This is a genomic window from Dankookia sp. GCM10030260 (genome assembly GCF_042666655.1).
GTDB lineage: Bacteria > Pseudomonadota > Alphaproteobacteria > Acetobacterales > Acetobacteraceae > Paracraurococcus.
The window spans coordinates 31946-49399 of record NZ_JBHTDE010000015.1 but is presented as its reverse complement, the minus strand read 5'-3'; the positions used below and the strand labels follow the sequence as shown (position 1 = coordinate 49399).

General features: G+C 70.7%; 17 protein-coding genes. 11 read left to right on the top strand and 6 right to left on the bottom strand.

The window, feature by feature from the left end; genetic code table 11:
* Window positions 1–411: 411 nt before the first annotated feature.
* From ACFQS7_RS26615 to ACFQS7_RS26595, 5 genes are all read left to right on the top strand, one after another.
* Window positions 412–1416, top strand: a complete 1005-nt coding sequence (locus tag ACFQS7_RS26615) for a replication protein RepA (protein WP_380070179.1) — start codon at window positions 412–414, stop codon at window positions 1414–1416.
* Between the two features lie 192 nt (window positions 1417–1608).
* On the top strand, window positions 1609–2967 hold the full coding sequence (locus ACFQS7_RS26610; RefSeq protein WP_380070178.1) for an IS5 family transposase: 1359 nt from the start codon (window positions 1609–1611) through the stop codon (window positions 2965–2967).
* Between the two features lie 413 nt (window positions 2968–3380).
* The gene (locus tag ACFQS7_RS26605; RefSeq protein WP_380070177.1) at window positions 3381–3692 is read left to right on the top strand and encodes a hypothetical protein; all 312 of its coding nucleotides are present in this window, start codon (window positions 3381–3383) and stop codon (window positions 3690–3692) included.
* The gene (locus ACFQS7_RS26600; protein ID WP_380070176.1) at window positions 3679–3903 is read left to right on the top strand and encodes an RNA polymerase sigma factor region1.1 domain-containing protein; all 225 of its coding nucleotides are present in this window, start codon (window positions 3679–3681) and stop codon (window positions 3901–3903) included. Before ACFQS7_RS26605 ends, ACFQS7_RS26600 begins: the two co-directional genes overlap by 14 nt.
* 265 nt (window positions 3904–4168) lie before the next feature.
* Window positions 4169–4549: a MarR family transcriptional regulator gene (locus ACFQS7_RS26595; RefSeq protein ID WP_380070175.1), complete on the top strand. Its 381-nt coding sequence runs from the start codon at window positions 4169–4171 to the stop codon at window positions 4547–4549.
* 138 nt (window positions 4550–4687) lie between these two features.
* Here the strand turns inward: ACFQS7_RS26595 and ACFQS7_RS26590 are convergent, their stop codons facing one another.
* Window positions 4688–4855, bottom strand: coding sequence for a hypothetical protein (locus ACFQS7_RS26590; RefSeq protein ID WP_380070174.1), 168 nt, complete (start codon window positions 4853–4855; stop codon window positions 4688–4690).
* Between the two features lie 99 nt (window positions 4856–4954).
* Here ACFQS7_RS26590 and ACFQS7_RS26585 point away from each other — a divergent pair, with 99 nt between their 5' ends.
* From ACFQS7_RS26585 to ACFQS7_RS26575, 3 genes are all read left to right on the top strand, one after another.
* The gene (locus ACFQS7_RS26585) at window positions 4955–5695 is read left to right on the top strand and encodes a response regulator transcription factor (RefSeq protein ID WP_380070173.1); all 741 of its coding nucleotides are present in this window, start codon (window positions 4955–4957) and stop codon (window positions 5693–5695) included.
* 29 nt (window positions 5696–5724) lie between these two features.
* Window positions 5725–6132 carry a hypothetical protein gene (locus ACFQS7_RS26580; protein WP_380070172.1) on the top strand — a complete coding sequence of 136 codons (408 nt, stop codon included), beginning with the start codon at window positions 5725–5727 and terminating at the stop codon, window positions 6130–6132.
* Window positions 6133–6227: 95 nt separating this feature from the next.
* Window positions 6228–6506, top strand: coding sequence for a hypothetical protein (locus ACFQS7_RS26575; protein ID WP_380070171.1), 279 nt, complete (start codon window positions 6228–6230; stop codon window positions 6504–6506).
* Between the two features lie 844 nt (window positions 6507–7350).
* Here the strand turns inward: ACFQS7_RS26575 and ACFQS7_RS26570 are convergent.
* Complete coding sequence (locus tag ACFQS7_RS26570) at window positions 7351–8319, bottom strand: recombinase family protein (protein ID WP_380070170.1); 969 nt, start codon at window positions 8317–8319, stop codon at window positions 7351–7353.
* 540 nt (window positions 8320–8859) lie between these two features.
* On the opposite strand from ACFQS7_RS26570, the gene ACFQS7_RS26565 reads away from it, so the two are divergent.
* Window positions 8860–10023 (top strand): hypothetical protein, encoded by a 1164-nt coding sequence (locus ACFQS7_RS26565; protein ID WP_380070169.1) that lies wholly within the window; start codon window positions 8860–8862, stop codon window positions 10021–10023.
* A gap of 148 nt (window positions 10024–10171) precedes the next feature.
* On the opposite strand, the gene ACFQS7_RS26560 is transcribed toward ACFQS7_RS26565, so the two are convergent.
* The 3 genes from ACFQS7_RS26560 to ACFQS7_RS26550 are packed head-to-tail and all read right to left on the bottom strand — an operon-like array spanning window position 10172 to window position 13712.
* Window positions 10172–11200 (bottom strand): TniQ family protein, encoded by a 1029-nt coding sequence (locus ACFQS7_RS26560; RefSeq protein WP_380070168.1) that lies wholly within the window; start codon window positions 11198–11200, stop codon window positions 10172–10174.
* A 14-nt stretch (window positions 11201–11214) separates the two neighbouring features.
* The gene (locus tag ACFQS7_RS26555) at window positions 11215–12153 is read right to left on the bottom strand and encodes a TniB family NTP-binding protein (RefSeq protein WP_380070167.1); all 939 of its coding nucleotides are present in this window, start codon (window positions 12151–12153) and stop codon (window positions 11215–11217) included.
* Entirely contained in the window at window positions 12150–13712 is a 1563-nt protein-coding gene (locus ACFQS7_RS26550) for a Mu transposase C-terminal domain-containing protein (RefSeq protein WP_380070166.1), read from the bottom strand. Before ACFQS7_RS26550 ends, ACFQS7_RS26555 begins: the two co-directional genes overlap by 4 nt.
* Between ACFQS7_RS26550 and ACFQS7_RS26545 the strand changes: the two genes are divergently transcribed.
* Window positions 13711–14898: a tyrosine-type recombinase/integrase gene (locus tag ACFQS7_RS26545; RefSeq protein ID WP_380070165.1), complete on the top strand. Its 1188-nt coding sequence runs from the start codon at window positions 13711–13713 to the stop codon at window positions 14896–14898. The genes ACFQS7_RS26550 and ACFQS7_RS26545 overlap by 2 nt on opposite strands.
* Window positions 14899–15239: 341 nt before the next feature.
* Window positions 15240–16955 carry an amidohydrolase family protein gene (locus ACFQS7_RS26540; protein WP_380070164.1) on the top strand — a complete coding sequence of 572 codons (1716 nt, stop codon included), beginning with the start codon at window positions 15240–15242 and terminating at the stop codon, window positions 16953–16955.
* A 228-nt stretch (window positions 16956–17183) separates the two neighbouring features.
* Here ACFQS7_RS26540 and ACFQS7_RS26535 read toward each other — a convergent pair whose 3' ends face one another.
* A complete protein-coding gene (locus ACFQS7_RS26535) occupies window positions 17184–17438 on the bottom strand; it encodes an ATP-binding protein (protein WP_380070163.1) in 255 nt (84 codons plus the stop codon).
* Between the last annotated feature and the right edge of the window lie 16 nt (window positions 17439–17454).

Below are 17454 nucleotides of genomic sequence, written 5' to 3'. Positions count from 1 at the left end.
CCCACGACGGCGCGGTAGTAGCTAGCAAAGCTATGCTAGGTGATAGTAGCTACATTCGCGGTGTCACTAGAGTACGAATTGACCACCTTTCCAGCCGGCTGGTGCAACCCGCATCGTCGCCCAGACCTGCATCCCACCATGCGATGTTCGTACTCTGGTGACGCCAAGAGCCGGGGCGACCTACCGCGCTATCCACAAGCTACTTCGTACTCTGCTGACGCTTCTTCGTACTCTGGTGACGCAAACCGGAGTCGTCCCCCGTACTCTGGTGACGCATCCTAATAGGACTCTAATAGCCTACTAGGAGCGTCACCAGGGTACGAACCTGGCTTGTGGATTTCGGCAACTCGATCCAGCCGTCAGCAGAGTACGAATTGCAGTTGCGGCATCAGCACGGGCAAGCTGACGCCAATGTCCGAGTCCGCCTTAAACCCCTGGGTCACTTCGATCGGCGCCGACGATGCTCTCGAGGGCCGCCTTCGGCGGCAGCTCGAGACCTTGGGAATGGAGCGCGCTTTGGGCTTGGCCGTGACGAGCCTAGACCGCCGCTGCGTCGAGGCTGTCCATCAAGTTCTGACAGACGAGGAAGCCGCTCCCGGCTATGTGCACGCCGGCTTCGCTATGACGGCGCTGCCGCATAAACGGATCGACGCTTCCGAGTGGGTCCGCGATGGTGCTGACGTCCGTTTGCGCATCGAGAGTGGCAAGAGCCACGACGGTATCGTTGTCGGCATCCCCTTCGGCTATGTCGCCCGGCTGATCCTGCTGTACCTCCAGACGGAAGCTATCAAGACCCGCTCGCGCGAGGTCGAGCTCGGCCGGTCGATGCACAGCTGGCTGAAGGCGATGGGTCTCAATAGCGGCGGCAAAGGCTATGAGGCGGTCCGCGAGCAGAGCCGACGCTTGAGCCTCTGCCGACTTACATTCTACCGCCTCGGCGAGGCCGGAGAGGCGGTTCTGAATGGCGGCTTCGTTCGCGAGGCGATCCTGCCTGGCCGCGACATCGGCTCACAGCTCTCGCTCTGGCGGGAAACGGTGCTGCTCGACGAGGTTTTCTACGAGTCGCTGATTCGGCACCCATTGCCGGTGCGCGAGGCTGCAATCCGCACAATGGCGGGGCGCAGCATGGCCATCGATCTCTACATCTGGCTCGCCTACCGCTTGCACCACCTCACGCGGCCAACGCGTGTTCCGTGGCCGGCCTTGTACCGGCAGTTCGGTGCCGGCTTTGCACAGGCCCGGCAGTTCCGTGCACACGCACGGGAAGCTTTGGCGCTTGCCCTGGCCGCCTATCCGGAGGCGCAGGTGCGTGTGGACGAAGAGGCCGTCACACTTATGCCCTCTCCCGCACCTGTTGCGGAGCGCATCCGGCCGGTAGGCAAGACGTTGAAGAAATCCGTATCTGCTAGCTCCTAGGGCATAGCAGCTAGTCGGCCGTGAAATAGCTGGCGAATGGCGGTTTTCTGCGGCTTTCCGGCGGTCGGACAGTATCCGGTTTTGCAGGCTTGGCCCTGAGCAGGGGTCGGAAGCTTGCAAACGGGGCTGTGCGTTGCGGGCCCGGACGGGGCGTGATTCGGTCCTCGGCACCCCGGCAGGGAGAGGTCGCCGATGCGCCCGAAGCAGCCCGAGGCCGAGCCGCAGGCTGACCTCTTCCGCGCCCGGCTGGAGAACCTGGTGGACCCGCGGCATGCGCTGGTGCGCCTGGCCGGGCTGATCGACTGGAGCCGGTTCGAGGCGGAGTTCGGGGCGCTCTACACCGACGGCGGCCGGCCCGGCCTGCCGACGCGGCTGATGGTCGGGCTGCACCTGCTGAAGCACATGGACGCGCTGTCCGACGAAGCCATCTGCGCGCGCTACCTCGACAGCCCCTACGTGCAGCTGTTCTGCGGCGAGGTGTTCTTCCAGCATGCCCTGCCGCTGGACCGCTCCTCGCTGACGCGCTGGCGCCAGCGCATCGGTGCCAAACGGCTGGAGGTGCTGTTGGCCGAGAGCCTGGCCGCGGCACGGCGCGGCGGTGCCGTCGAGGACAAGCACCTGCAGCGCGTCACCATCGACACCACGGTGCAGCCCAAGGCGGTGACGCACCCCACCGACAGCAAGCTGCTGAACCGCGGCATCGAGATCCTGGCGCGGCTGGCCCGGCGGCACGGCATCCGGCTGCGCCAGTCCTACCTGCGGGTGGCCAGGCGGGCCCGGCGCGAGGCCGCCAGGCTGATCCACGCCGGACGCCGACGCCAGGCCGAGCGCCACGTCCGGCAGTTGCGCACTTGGCTCGGACGGCTGTTCCGCGACATCGGCCGCAAGATCGCCGGCAAGGCTGCCGTGCAGGCCGCCCTGGCCGGGCCGCTCGGCCTCATTGCCCGGCTGCTGCGGCAACGCCGCGAGGACCGCGGCCGTGACAAGCTCTACTCGCTGCACGCGCCGGAGGTGGAGTGCATCGGCAAGGGCAAGGCGCAGGCCCGCTATGAGTTCGGCGTGAAGGTCTCGCTCGCCACCACCAACGCGGTCGCGCCCGGCGGGCAGTTCGTCCTCAGCGCCCGCGCCCTGCCGGGCAACCCCTATGACGGCCACACCTTGGCCGACCAGATCGCCCAGACCGAGCGCATCACCGGCGTCGAGATCGAGCGCGCCTATGTCGACCGCGGCTACCGCGGCCACGACGCCGACCGCGCCCGCGTGTTCGTCTCCGGCCAGAAGCGCGGCGTCACGCCCACCATCCGCCGCGAGCGACGCCGCCGCAGCGCCATCGAGCCCGTCATCGGTCACCTGAAGAGCGACGGCCTGCTCGGCCGCAACTTCCTCCGCGGTACCGAAGGCGACGCCACCAACCTCGTCCTCGCCGCCACCGCCCACAACCTCCGCCTGCTCCGCGTCTGGCTGGCCTGGCTCTTGGCGTGCTTGCTCAGCCTCCTGCAGTCGTCGCCGCAGGTCCAGGCGGAACACCAGCTCAGCCCAGCAGCCGCCTGAAAACCCCGTAGTTCACGGGCGACCAGCTATTGCTGCGGGCACAGGTCTACCATTTCCTCGCAAGCTTGAGAGGCACTGGTTCTTGCCGTCGCAACTTTCTTGAAACGCATGTGGAAGTGGCCTGCGAGGCTGTGATGCTTGTGCGATATAGCCGCGTCTTTCTAGCAGCTAGCTACTACTATGTAGCTAAATCGCTGCCCGTGTCCTGCTCGCGCTGTTCAGCGAGCGCGAAAGCCATGCCGTCTACTTCCTGCAGCAGCAGGACTTGACCGAGGGCGGGCTGACCGAGGCAATGGGTGTGGGGATGGGGGGGCCAGGGCGGAGCTTCGGTGCCGTGACCGTTGGACTCGAGACGGCGAAAGCCTGGGTGCACGGATACCTTCCCGCGATCCGAGCCGCCGCTTCCGACCGGCTTGGCTGAGGGCGTCACCGAGGCTGTGCTGTCCCAGATCCGCGAGTCGCAGCTGCTGGTTGCCGATTACACACGGGCGGACGGTGCCGTGCCGTTCGTTGCCGGGTTCGCGCTCGGGCTGGGCATCCCTGTGGTCTCGACCTGTCGCGTCGATCAGGCTGTCGATCTTCGGGCCGGCGATCGCCGCAGCCAGGACATGCTCCGTTGGGAGAGGCCGGAGGACCTCGCGGCGGGGCTTGCGGCACGCATCGTCGCCACGCTTGGCCGAGGCCCTACCAAAGCAAAGGCCGGCACCGGTCATGGCGGCGGGTAGCAGACTGCTCGATGCCACGAGCACGGCGCTGCAGGGCTTGATCGCCCGCAGTCGGCAGAGAGGCTACGTCACCACCGACGAGCTCAACGCGGCCATGCCGGAGGGCCAGGTGTCCGCCGGGTTCATCGAGGACCTGCTTGCCTGGCTGCGCGAGAACGGCATCGACGTTGTTAATAACGAAAAGGGACCTGCCACGCCCGACGCGCCGTAACGGGCAATGCCGCAACCGGACATCCAGGCCCCCTATAACACGCGTTCTTCGCGCTTCCCGCGTGTTAGAAGAGGCCTGCCACAATCGCGGGCGGCCGCAGGTTTCCGCCTGTTTTCCTGGTACAACAGACCCGCCCAACCTTTGGCCCGGATCGTTGTAACGCGATGATGGCGTGGCCTTGGTCGCGCACCTGTCACGCCGCATCCTACTGACAATCGGAACGAAAATCTCTGCATCGCCTTCTCGATGCAGAGGAGCACAGACCATGGCAGCTACAAGTGGCGAAGACGCACTGACGCAAGTGCTGCGCAAAACGATCCTGGCCCTGGTGCGGCGCGACGAAGCCGATCTCACCAGCCGCCAGTTTGGCGTCCTCCTCACCGTCTACCTGAGCGCTGGCCCGCATACGGTTCGCGGCTTGGCTGCGGAACTCAACGTCTCCAAGCCCGCCATCACCCGAGCCCTGGACCGGTTGGGTGAACTGGGTCTCGCCCGGCGTAAGGTGGACCCGATGGATCGCCGCAGCGTGCTCGTGCAGCAGACCCAAGAAGGGAAAGCGTTCCTGACCGCCTTGCGCCAGGTCATGGCGGCGACGGACACGGAACATCGCACCGCGGATGAGCACCCGCGGCGCAGCGCTGGGTAGGCGCAATGCCGCTAGTTGCTCCGCCATCTCGCGGCGTGAATGGTCCAGGTTTGGCGCGGCTCTTTTGAGCAATAGCGGCACCGAGGCGGGCAGGGGAGGGCAGGGATCAGGGGCTGCCACCTTGCCTGCCGGGCAGCACTAGGCCGCTCGGCTGTCATGGTCGCCGCGTCGTTTGGTTTTTTGCGACCACGGTAGAGCGGCGCAGTACAATTCAACCAATACGCGCATCCAGCCAAAATCAGCACGCGTTCGTTGCAACACAGCATCGTGCTGGCGGGCGCTGATTTCGGCGTTGCCGAGGATCATCTCACTCCCGTATTTGAACGTCTAAGTTGAGCGTTGGATCAGTTTTGAGACACCACCGCACAGCGATGCCCCGCCGCACCGGTCAAGGATCCCCCCGTCGTGACCCCCCGCCCCATCCTCATCATCGAAGACGACGCCACGCTCCGCGCAACCCTCGCCGAGCAGATCGCCATGGACGGCAGCTTCATCGCCGTGGCGGCGGAGAGCGCCTCCGAAGCGACCGCCAAGCTGGCCGAGGCGGATGTCCGCTACGATGCCATCCTGCTCGATGTCGGCCTGCCGGATGCCGATGGTCGCGACTTCTGCGCCAAGCTCCGGCGCGACGGCAACACCACCCCGATCATCATGCTGACCGGCGCCGATGCCGAAGCCGATGTGGTGCGTGGTCTCGATGCCGGCGCCAATGACTACGTGGCCAAGCCGTTCCGGCTGCCGGAACTGCTGGCCCGGGTGCGCGCCCAGCTTCGCACCTTCGACAACTCGGAAGCCGCGGTCTTCACCATCGGCCCCTACCAGTTCCGCCCCGCGGTTCGGCTGCTGCTGGACCCCGGCAAGAACCGCAAAGTGCGGCTGACCGACAAGGAATGCCGGATCCTGAAGTACCTGCTCCGGGCGAACGGCGCCGCCGTGGATCGCGCGACGCTGCTGACCGATGTCTGGGGCTTCAACAGCGGGGTCACCACCCACACGCTCGAGACGCACATCTACCGCCTGCGGCAGAAGATGGAGGCTGATCCGTCGAACCCGCGACTGCTGCTGACCGACCGTGGCGCCTACCGGTTGGATGCGACCGCACCCTCGGCCGTCAGTGCCGAGCGCGAGCCTCTCCGCACGCACTGAAGCACTGTTTTCCGCGTTGGATGCCAATCATGGCTGACATCCTGCCCTTCTCTGCCATACGAGCCTCAGTTGCGGGGCATCAGTACGATGCGCCGCAGCTCCAGACTGAAGCATCCGTCGCTGACCCCGGCATTGACGCCTGGTTCGATGACGACGCAGTCGGCACCGGCAGCCTGGAGGCGGTCGCCAGTTTGGCCGCCGCTCCGTCGCAGTCGCTCGCCGGCCTGGTGACCAAGATGGAGGTCTTGGTCGCCCGCCTTGCACCGGATGACGGGACCGACGCTGGCTTGTGCCTCGCCGAGACAAGCCTGTTGCGGTCCGTGCTGCGCGACCTGCGGGCCTTTGTCGCGGACGCCGTCTTTGCGGCCCAGGGTGCCGATCTGTGGGCACCGGTCTCGACCGGCGCCAATCTTATGCAGGGAACCGGCGCAGGCTGATGCACCAGGGCCGGGTCGGATGCCCAAGGTCTCATAGAGGTCAGATCTCGGACATCTGGTTCGCGGTGCGACCAGGCCCCTGTTAGGTGTGGTCAATGCACGACGACATCACTGACCAAACCATCAAAACTGATGACAACGGCAAGGCTCAGAGCGGGCCGGACCGTGCCGGCAGGCTGCGTGAACGCATTCGGCTATCGCAAACCATCGCAGCCCAGCGGGCTCGCATCGAAGCAACAGGCGGCAAGCCCAGCGAGGACGAGGCCGCACGCATGGTGAGCGAGTTCCATGCCCGGGGCGGCCAGGTGACCATCTGTCCGCCACCGGATGACAGCGTCACCGAGGGCGAGCCTGGGCACGGTAAACGCCGCTGAAAAGCTGCAAGGGTCGATTGACTGCTTTTTGGCACCCCGCTTCTCCGCCTGATGGCGGCTCACCCCGTACTGCCTCTCACGCTCCATCCGCGCCTCCCGTTCTCCAGCGGTGTCCCGGGCGCCCACCTCACCCGCGATAAGCCCCGCTTCCCCGAACTCCGGAAGGATCGCCGGCACTTTTCGCTCAGGCTCCATAAGTGGCCTTCTGGAGCGTGTTGACCGTCTGCCACATTTCATGCCCCACTGCCGACAAGCCGTTGAGATCGCCGGATGTCCGAACTCGCCCTGCTGCCCGACGCCGAGTGTCGTGTTTCCTGATTCGTGTCGTCGCGTCGTGAATCAGGGCATTCGCCCAAGATCCGTGCCCTGATCGCTGTCGTCGGCTGACCTGGCGACGGTGCGGGGTGTCGTGGTCAGCGTGGCCGCTTGCTGCCGGCCACGGCAGCCATGGCGCCCCCTGGGCTTGCCCCGGGCCGGTGCCGCGGGGCGGCGCGTGGTCGGGGCTGGGCTGACGGCATCGCCTGCCATCCCGTCCTCGCCGGTGTCGACCTCGAGGGCGAGGTCGAGCTCCGGGTAGCGCTGCCGGAGATGGCGGACCAGCGGCTTCGGGGTTCAGTGGGCCGACCAGAACTCCACCCGCCAGCTTGGGCCGCATATGGGCCGGGTCCGGACGTGGCGCAGTGTCCAGGCAGGGGCCCGATGGGCCCAGAGCCAGGCGATGGCGCGGGGGGAGGCCTGGGCCCTGCCCGTGCGGTGCTGTGCGAGAAGGAGGTGCGGAGCCGAACCCCAGGCGTCAGGAGCCAGCCTCGGGATCGTGCCTGAACGGCAGCGGCCGCTTCCCCCCTCATGCGCCAGATGTCCCACGCGGTCGGCGTGCCTCCGGGGACGTCCTGCGCTGCCGCCGCAGGCCGTGGCCCGCCCCGAGCAGGCCAGCACCGCGGGCGCGGTCGAGCAGGGCCTTGACCGAGGAGGCGGCCCAGGGGCCGCCACCCCGCGGCTGCACGCCCATGCGCGCCAGCTCGGCGCCGACCTCGGCCAGGGTCGCCTTCGGCCGGCCGCGCAGGAAGGAGGCGGCCAGTTCCATGGCGCGCCGCGCCCGCGGATCGCGGCGCGGGCGGCGGGCGGCCCCCTCCAGTAGCGCCGGCTCGGCCAGCCCCTCCTGGACGAAGAGCCGGACGGCGCGCACCAGGCGATCGCGCGTGAAGCGCCGCCGCTCCGGCGGCAGCGCCGCGTTGACGGCCCGGGTGACCTCCTCCCAGGCCGTGGCTGGCCGCAGCCGCCGCACCGTGCCGAGCCATTCGTCGGCCCCGGGCAGCAGGTCGGCGAGGCGGGTCCGCTCGCGCGCGGTGGCGAGCTTGCCCAGCACTGCGGGATCGCGTGCCCGCAGGCCGGGATTGCCGCCTACCCGGCCGCGGGCCCGGGCGGCGGCGAGCCCTGCCTTGGTGCGCTCGACGACGAGGGCGCGCTCGAACTGGGCGATGGCGCCCATGATCTGCAGCACCAGCATCCCGCTCGGGCCGGCGGTGTCGATCGGGTCGCCGAGGGAGCGGAAATGGGCGCCGGCCTCGCGGATGCGCTCGATCACCTGCAGCAGATGGGCGAGCGAGCGGGCGAGCCGGTCGATGCGGACCACCACCAGGGTATCGCCGCGGCGCAGGCGGTCGAGGAGCCGCGTCAGTTCGGGGCGGGCCCGACTGGTGCCCGAGGCCTTCTCCTCGAAGATCGCGGTGCACCCCGCCGCGCGCAGCGCCCGCAGCTGCGGCTCGAGGTCCTGGCCCTGGGTTGAGACCCGCGCGTAGCCCAGCAGCGCCATCGTGTGTCCGTGCCGTTCGGGCGGCTGTTATGCAGCGCAGGGAAGTGGCTGGCAAACGAACGTTTGTCATGCGCAGAAAACCGGAATTCCGGGGAGAAGGCGCGCCGTCTACCTGCCCGAGACGCCTTCGCTGGCCTGGTGCTGGTCGGGACGGACGCGGCAGCCGTCAGGGGCCCAGTAGGCGCTCGGCACATGGCGCCAAAGGGCCGGATGGAAGCCGGCCCAGGCCACCGGCCGAGCCGCCCCGGGAAGGGCACCGGGGCACCCCGCCAAGCCTCGACGTAAGTGCTTGTTGAACCGGCATTTTGCCGCGCATGCGGCGGCGTTCCCGGGCGCCCCTGGCGTGCGTCAGGGCGCCTGTCCGGCCGCATTTCCAGCGGTGGTAGCAGCCCCCCGAGGCTAGGCCGCAGCTCTCGACCTGAACCGCGACGTCGTGCCGGAGGCGCCCCCGGGCGACTGTCGGCTTTTTATAAAAGCAATTTTGAAGCGAAAGGCAGAATAAGGTAAATGCAATTGGTCCAGAGGGGAGGGGGCTCGCCGATGTCGCTGGTATCGAGCAGGCGGACTGACACGCCGCCGCATCTCGGGGACCCGGGCCTGCTGGCCGCGCTCGCCGCGGCCAGCGCGGCCGTCGCCCGGCTCGATGCCGCCACCGCCCTGCATCCATTGCTGCCGGCCCTGCTGCACCGGACCCGGCTCGAGGCGGCCCGGCGCCAGGCCGCAGCGGACGGCCACCTGATCGATCCCTGGCATCTCGCCGCGGCGCTGGAAGGCTTACCGCTGCGGGCCATGCGGGACAGCGAGCGGATCATGGACGCGGGCGCGATTCAGGACGCCGCCCGCCTCGCCCTCGACTACCACGGCTGGCTCGCAGCCCCCGACGAGGACGCCGAGGAGGCTGTCCGGGTGGCGCTCGCCGGGCTCGAAGGGCAGCGCCCCTATGCCGTCCCGCTGCTCGACGCCGCCTGGGGTGCCTGGTACTGGCTCGAGCGCGGCGGGACGCGCCCGCCGCTGCGCGCCGCCCTGGTGCGGCGCTGGGGCAGGGCGGGCCTGCTCCGCGCCCCGCTGCCGATCACTGGCGCGGCCGCGCTCGGGCCCGACCAGCCCTGGGAGCCGGCGCTCTGGATCCCCACAACCCTGCGGGCGATCGCCGCCGAGGCGGGGACGGCGCTCGACCTGCTGATCGAGATGGAGCGGCGATGGCTCGCGGCGCGGACGGCCGTCGCCGCCGGGCGGCGGAGCACCTCGCGTGCCCCCGCGGCGGTGGACCTGCTCGCCGCCGTCCCGCTGGTCTCGGCCACGACGCTGGCCGCCGCGCTGGCGATGTCGGTGAAGGCGGCTTGCGCCATCCTCGACGAGTTTGTCCGGCTGGAGGTCGCGGTCGAGGTGACGCACCGCCACAGCCGCCGCCTCTTCGGTCTCGCGGGTCTTGTGCCCTTGCGGCAGGCCGCGGCGCCGCCACGCCGGCCGCTGCCCGGGCGGGGGAGGGGGCGGCCGCGCGAGGTGCCGGCCGTGGTGGAGGTGCCGCCCGAGGTCCTGCCGCCGGCGTCACTGCCCGGCGCCGGGCCGCTCGAGCGGCGGGCCTTCGACTACGCCGACCTGGAGGCGGCGATGCAGGCCGTCGACGCGGCGATCCGGAAGGTGCGGGCCGGGCTCGCGCGGGGGGCCGGGAGCGGACCGGCCGAGGACGAGGGGGCGGGGTGAGGGGCGTCGCAGGGTGGATAACGGGCCAGGAGCCGCTCCATCGCCATCCCCTCCGCTACCGCGCAAACGGTGCGGCACCACGGTTGAGCGGCGCACATCGGCGCAGTTGCAAAGGCCCAATGCAGCTGCCGCCGCCGCACGCACCCGGTCAGTCCCGATCGACCTGGCAGAAGGCGGTGCGGAGCGTCGCGGGCCATTGCCCCGCGAGGCGCTCGGCCTGCGGCAGGTGGGCCACCGGCAGGCTCAGTCGGAGCACGCGCAGCCCGCGGAAGCGTGGCCGTAACTGCCGCGCCGCCTGCCCCTGGCCGATACCTTGGTCGGGCGCATCGTCGAGCAGCCAGGCCGCGGTCTCGAGCAGCCGCAGGGCGTCGTGTGGCGGCACCCGGCCTGATGTCCAGGCATCCTCGGGTGCGGACCGGACGAAGGCCGTCCGGAACGGCGCAGGCAGCGGCGGGCCGGAGCGGGGCGGGACCAGCTCGGCATGGAAGGCAGCGAGGGCGCAGACATCAGCCGCCACCGCGAGGGTCGTGGCAGGCGTCAGGCTGGCATTCCAGCCATCGGTCGCCGTCACCCCGGCCGCTGCCCGCAGGAGCAGGGCCTGGAATTCGGTGGCTGGGCCCAGTCCCGCACTGGAGGGTTTGTCCTCATCGGGCGCGCGGTGTTCGTGCCGCGCACCGCAGGACGGGCAGCTGGCCCGCTGTCGGCCATGTGCCGCGGCGAAGGTGATGCCGGGCCGCGCACAGCACGGCGCGCCGCTCCACCACGCCCCGAAGTCTGCGCCGGTGCGCAGCGGCATGCCGTGGTGGGGGCAGACCACGAAGAAGCCGACCGACCACAGGGCGAGACGGTGCACCTCGCCCGCGTGACTCGTCGCCTCGGCGAGGCAGGCCTGGCACCAGGCTGGCTGGTCGCGCAGCCAGGAGGTGGGCAGGGCGGGAAGGGCCGTCGAGAGGCCGAGGGCGGCGATCTCCGTCGCAGCTAACCCGGTCGCACTGGCCAGGGTCCGGGCCAGCGCGGCCGGCACGGCGTGGTCCTGCAGGGGACCGATCGGTCCCGGCGCACCCACCGCCGCGGCGAGTTCCTCGGGCGCGAGGTCGTAGCGCGCGGCGAGGCGGGCGAGCCAGGAGGTGAAGGCCTCGCCGGGCATCGGCGGCGGCGCGACCGGGAGGGGCGGCACACCGGGCGCCCCAGTCAGATGGGGCCTGGAGTGTGAGGGAGCCGTGGCCGCTGGCTTGTTGCGGCAATGGGGGCGCTGCCCCACACCGCCGGCGCCTCGAGCGCGGCGGCGGTGATCTGCTCCTCGCCCGAGCGGACGGCCGCGATCGCGGCGCGCTCGAGGGCACGACGGATGTGCAGCGTGATGCCGCCGGCCCGTTCGGCCAGCAGCCGACACAGGCGCGGCGAGTCGATGGCGGAGGGCTGGCGCAGCGGCAGGCCCTGGACCAGCCGGTTGACGAAGCGCTGCAGCTCCGGCCCGGCAGCCCAGGGCGGCATCTCGTGCTCGCCGAACCGGCTGCGCAGCTGCGGATCCGATAGCAGCGCGTGCCGCGCCTCGGGGATGCCGGTGCAGACCAGCCCGACGCGCAGCTCGTTCGACAGGAAGCGCAGCAGTTGCAGGAACAGGCGCTGCTGGCGCGGCGTACCGGCGAGCACCGAGTTGATCTCGTCCACCACCAGCACGCGGGCCCCCACCTCCCGCAGCAGCCGGCAGGCGACGTCGCGGCGCGAGGAGACGGTCCGGCCGACCGGGCGCGCCGTGGTCGGCGGTGCCCCGAGCGCCGCCAGCACCTGCCCGAAGAAGTCGTGCTCGGTGGGCTCGGGCGGCATCAGCACGGTCACGACCGGCATCCGCCGCGCGCCTGCGCCGTCGCGCCCAGGGGCGGCTTTGGCGCGCTCGAACTTGCGGATGAGGCTGGTCTTGCCCATGCCGGATTCCGCCAGGAGGAGGACGTTCTCCATCCGCTCCCGAGGCGGCTGCTCCAGCACCTCCTGCAGCAGCGCGAGCGCCGTTGCTGCCATCGAATGGGTGATCCAGCGTTCGGCACGAATGCACTCGATCCGCTGCTCGTCCGGCAGGTCGGCAACGGCTCGGACCTCCGGGTGCAGGTGGGCATAGGCCCCGCCATTCATGTCAGGAACTCCGAGGCGGCGATGTCCTCGTCCGTCGGCATCGGCACGCGGGCCTCCTCCGGCTCGGCGGGTGCCTCATGTGATCGGGCGGGACCTGCCGATCCCGCGACGGCCGGTACGACCGGCATCCGGCGGGCCTCGGCAGTGCGTGCCGCCGACCGCCGGGCCGCCTTGCTGGCCGCGCAGGCCTCGGCGACGGTGCGGCGCTGCTCTGCGACCGCGGCAAAGATCGCGTCCTCATCCACCATGCGCCGGCCCTCGGCGCGCAGCCGCCGGGTGGCGGCACGGTGCTCCCAGAGGCTGATCGGCGGCCGTGCCAGATCGGCGTAGGGCACCCGGAGCGGGCCGCCCTGCGGCATCTCGGCAAAGATGGCGCTGAGGTCGCGCGGGTCGTAGCGCACCCGCAGCCGGGTCCGCGTGCCGATGAGCGCCGCCAGCGCGCCGTCGAAATAGTGGATCCCGAACAGCCGCAAACCCTCCCGCCCGACCGCCCGCTCGGCGAAGGGCAGGAAGTCGACCGCGAAGCGCCCTGGCTCGGTCGGCGCGCGCGGCTGCCAGCCTGCCGCCAGCGCCGCGGCCCAGGCGGCCGCTGGCGGCTGGCCAAGGCCGGCGTGCACGTCATTGTGGTAGGGGCCGACCACCTCGAGCGCGATGTACCGCTCCAGCTCGCGCAGCGTCAGCACGGCCCTCGCCTCCGCAGGGTAGTCGCCGCGCTCGGCAGTCGAGGAAAAGGCGGTGCCCGGCAGGGCGTGCAGCCGATCCATCAGCGTGCCCGTCAGCCGCTCAATGTGGCCGCCATAGCGCGGCGTTGCAGGCGGGCGGTAGTCGAGTGCGATGCCGTGCTGCTCGCAACCGAGGCTCAGCGCGCGGGCGTGGAACTCCGGCGCGTTGTCGAGGTGGACCGTGCCCGGCAGGCCGCGCATCGGCCAGGCCAAGGTAAGAGCCCGTGCCTCGAGCCAGGCCTCCTTCGGCAGGACGGCGTGGGTGAGGGCGAGCGCCACCGCGGTGGAGGACGGCGGGTCGAGCGCCAGCAGCAGGCCCAGGACGCAGCGCGTATGCACGTCGAGCACGAGCGTCAGCCAGGGACGGCCGATCGGCTGGCGCAGGGTGTCGTCGACGACGTGTACGTCGACCAGCGTGTGGTCCACCTGCACGAGCCCGAGCGGCCCTTCGGCCTGCAGGTGGCCGGTCGCCGGCGCGAGGCGATCCCGCGCCACGGCGCCGCCCTCGCGGGCGCGGACCAGGTCGCGCAACTGTCGCGCCGATACCCGCGCCCGCAGCGCCTTCATGGAGGGTGGCGGCAGCCCGCCAGCGCGGCAGTCGTGGCGCACCTGCCGCAGCAGCGCCGTCAGGCGCGGCCGCTCGCGCGTCTTGTAGAAGCCATCGATCGCCCGCTCCATCACGCCATCCACCGCCGCCGGCAGGCGGTGCGTACCGCGGGCAACGCCCGGGCGGACGAACAGAAGCGTGGTTGCCACCGGCTCCGCCCGCCAGGCGCGCAGCAATCGCTGGATCTGCCGCACCCCGAGATCGAGCTCGGCGGCTGCCCGCAGCAGCATGGCTTGCGATACCCGGGGCGCCGCCGCGAGCGGCCGGATCACCCGCGCACGGCCGACAGCGCGCTGCCAGTCCGCCTGGGGAACGTCGAGCGGACACCGGACCGTCTCACCCCCGCCCCTGGCCATGGTGACCACCCGTGCGGCGAAGACGACACGCTATCGGGCACGGACGACATGGAGAAAGGCAATTCGACAAGGATCAGGGCATGCCGAAGCCACTGGAATCCCTGCCTTCCGTACGACAGCATTCAGGAAATGTGACACCGAGGTTGCCCGCGCCGCCGGCTATGCCCGCCAAGCGCTGTCGCCGGCGACGCTCGCCGCCTACGCCGCAGACTGGGCGGCGTTCGAGGCGTGGTGCCGGGAGAAGGACATCGCTGCGCTGCCGGCCACGCCGGTGACCGTCGCCGCCTACCTGGCCGCCCTGGCCACGACCCACGCCGGCGCCACCCTGCGCCGCCGCCTCGCCGCCATCGGCCGGGCCCACCGCATGGCCGGCCACCCCTGGTCGGGGTCGCACCCGGCACTGCGTGACACCCTGGCCGGCATCGCCCGCCAGCACGGCACGCCCCAGCGCCGCGCCGCCGCCCTCGGCACCGCCGAGATCCGCAAGCTGGTCGCCACCTGCAGCGATGGCCTGACCGGCACCCGCGACCGGGCGCTCCTGCTGCTCGGCTTCGCGGCCGCGCTGCGCCGGTCCGAGTTGGTCGGAGTGCAGCGCGAGCACCTGACGTTCACGCCCGAGGGCCTGCGCCTGCTGATCCCGCGCGCCAAATCCGACCAGCAGGGCAGGGGGGCCGAGCTCGGCCTCCCGCGCGGCAAGAAGCCCGAGACCTGCCCGGTGCGGGCCATGGAGGCCTGGCTGCAGGCCTCCGGCTGCCAGTACGGCCCGGTGTTCCGCAAGATCGATCGCTGGGGCACCGTGGAGACCGCCGCGCTGCACCCCTACGCCCTGCCCAGGATCCTGGCACGTCGGCTGGCCCTGGCCGGCATCAAGCCCGCCGGGCTCGAGCGGCTGTCGCTGCATGGGCTGCGCGCTGGCTTCATCACCGAGGCCTACAAGGCGGGCGCGCGCGACGAGACCATCATGGAGCACAGCAGGCACCGCGACATCCGCACGATGCGCGGCTATGTCCGCCGCGCCAAGCTCGTCGGCGAGAGCCCGGCCGGACTGGTCGGGCTCTAGCGCCGGGCAGCGTGGAGGACCAAGCGGTCGCTCTCGTTGCGCAGCTTGGACAGGCTCTGGACCGAGTTTTCCGGAGCCGCCGAATTCGACCCAACGCGAACTCTCCAGCATGTCTCACATAAACTCACGCCGAGCGCCAACCCGCTAGCCGCTAGCGCTGCTGGCGCGGTCGTAGCCCCAATCAGCTGCCGTCTCCGGCGGCTTGGCTGGGCGGCACTTGCCGCCGCGCCTATTCGGGCGGTCAGCCGACTTCGTCCGCCGCAGGGCACGCTTACCCAGGGTTGGTGTGACAGGCGCCGCCTCGCCTGACACACTCCTCTGAAAGCCAGGGGAGAACCGCCATGCACGACATCGTCTTCCGCGACGCGCTGATCGTGGACGGCACGGGCGCCGCGCCCTTCGCCGGCGACCTTGCCGTCGAGGGCGATCGGATTGTTCAAGCCGGCGGCAAGGCCGCGGCCGGGCGGCGGGAGGTCCGCGCCGGCGGCCGGCTGGTCACGCCGGGTTGGGTCGATATTCACACCCATTATGACGGCCAGGCGACCTGGGACCCGGTGTTGCGGCCCTCTTCGAACCACGGCGTGACCACGGTGATCTTCGGCAACTGCGGCGTCGGCTTCGCCCCGGCCCGCCGCGAGCACCACCAAGCGCTGATCGATCTGATGGAGGGCGTCGAAGAGGTCCCGGGCGTTGTCTTCACGGAAGGCCTGCGCTGGGACTGGGAGAGCTTCGGCGAGTACCTCGACACGCTGGGCCGCATGCCTCGCACCGTCGATGTCGGCACGCAGCTCGCCCACCATCCACTCCGCGTCTACGTCATGGGCGAGCGCGCGATCCGGCGCGAGGCGGCAACGGCTGAGGACATCGCCGCGATGGAGCGCCTTGCCGCCGAGGCTCTGCGCGCCGGCGCCTTCGGCATCACGACGAGCCGCACCGACCAGCACATGACTCGCGCCGGCGAGCAGGTGCCGGGGCGCTATTCCGACCATGCGGAACTGATGGGCTTGGCGCGCGCGCTGAGGACCGCAGGCCGCGGCGCGCTCGGCCTCAATGCCGATTTCGAGGACGTGGACGCCGAGTTCGCCTGGATGCGCGACTTCGCCCGCACCAGCGGCCGGCCGCTCTACTTCCTGCATTTCGACCGCGCGCATGACCGCGCGCGCCTGCCGCGCATCACCGCGGCAATCCGCGCCGCCCGCGCCGAGGGGCTTGCGCTGACTGGACAGGTCGGCGGCCGACCGGCGGGACTGCTGCTCGGCCTCTCGACCGACCTCAACCCCTTCATCCTGCGCGAGAGCTTCGCGGAGCTTGCCACCCTGCCGCTGCCGCAGCGGCTGGCCCGCCTCCGCGATCCGGCGACGCGCGCACGCATCCTTGCCGAGGAGGCCTCGCCTCGCCTGCTGCGGCTGCTGCCACCCCTCTCCCGCTTCATCGCCACGCGCTGGGAGGGGATGTTCGTTCTCGGCGAGCCGCCGGACTACGAGCCGACCGCCGAGCGCAGCGTCGCCGCCATGGCCGCGCGCGCGGGCCAGACGCCACAGGACTACTGCTACGACTACCTGACCGCCGGCGACGGCGGGCGGATGCTGTTCTTCCCACTGGCCAACTACGCGACCGGCGACCACGCGGTGATCCGCGACCTGCTCTGCGACCCGCACACCGTCTTCGGCCTGTCGGACGGCGGCGCGCATTGCGGGTCGATCTGTGACGGCGCGATCCCGACCTTCATGCTGACCCACTGGGTGCGCGACCGTGCCCGCGGGCCGCGCCTGCCGCTGGAGTTCGTCGTGAAGCGCATGACCGGCGAGACGGCGGACTTCATGGGCCTCTCCGACCGCGGCCGCCTGGCGCCGGGGCTGAAGGCGGACCTGAACCTGATTGACCTCGCGGGGCTCCGTGCGCACCACCCGGAGATGATCGCCGACCTGCCCGCCGGCGGGCGGCGGCTGATCCAGCGCGTCGAGGGCTACGGGATGACGATGGTCTCGGGCCTGCCGGTCTTTGAGGAGGGCGAGGAGACGGGGGCGCGGCCAGGCGTGCTGCTCCGGGCGGGGTAGCCGGCGGCGCCCTTCCGCGTACTTGCCTCGTGCTCTCCTGGCCTGCGGCCGGCACACACCGGCCGAGGTCGCGAATGCGGCTCGCTTGGCACGCGAAGGCGTACTCTCCGCGCATCTGCGCGGTAGTGTGGCCGCCCTCCGGCTTCCGCCGGGATCGACCCACTGCGGACCTCCCGCTTCGCTGGCTCGGGTCAATGTTTGTGGGAGCAGTGTCCTCGCGCTGCGCGGCTACGCCACCACGTCCGAGGGCGCGGGCAGGGTGAAGCGGAACACCGTGCCGCCGCCGGGGTTGGGCTCGGCCCAGAGCCGCCCACCATGCGCCGCGAGAATTGTGCAGCAAATCGACAGGCCCACGCCCATGCCACCCGGCTTGGTGGTCACGAATGGCTCGAACAAGTGGTCGGTACCTTCCCGCGGCAGGCCAGGGCTAGTGTCGGCGACGGAGACCTCGACCTCCTCACGGCCAGTCGGGACCGCCGCCACCACGAGCTCGCGGCGC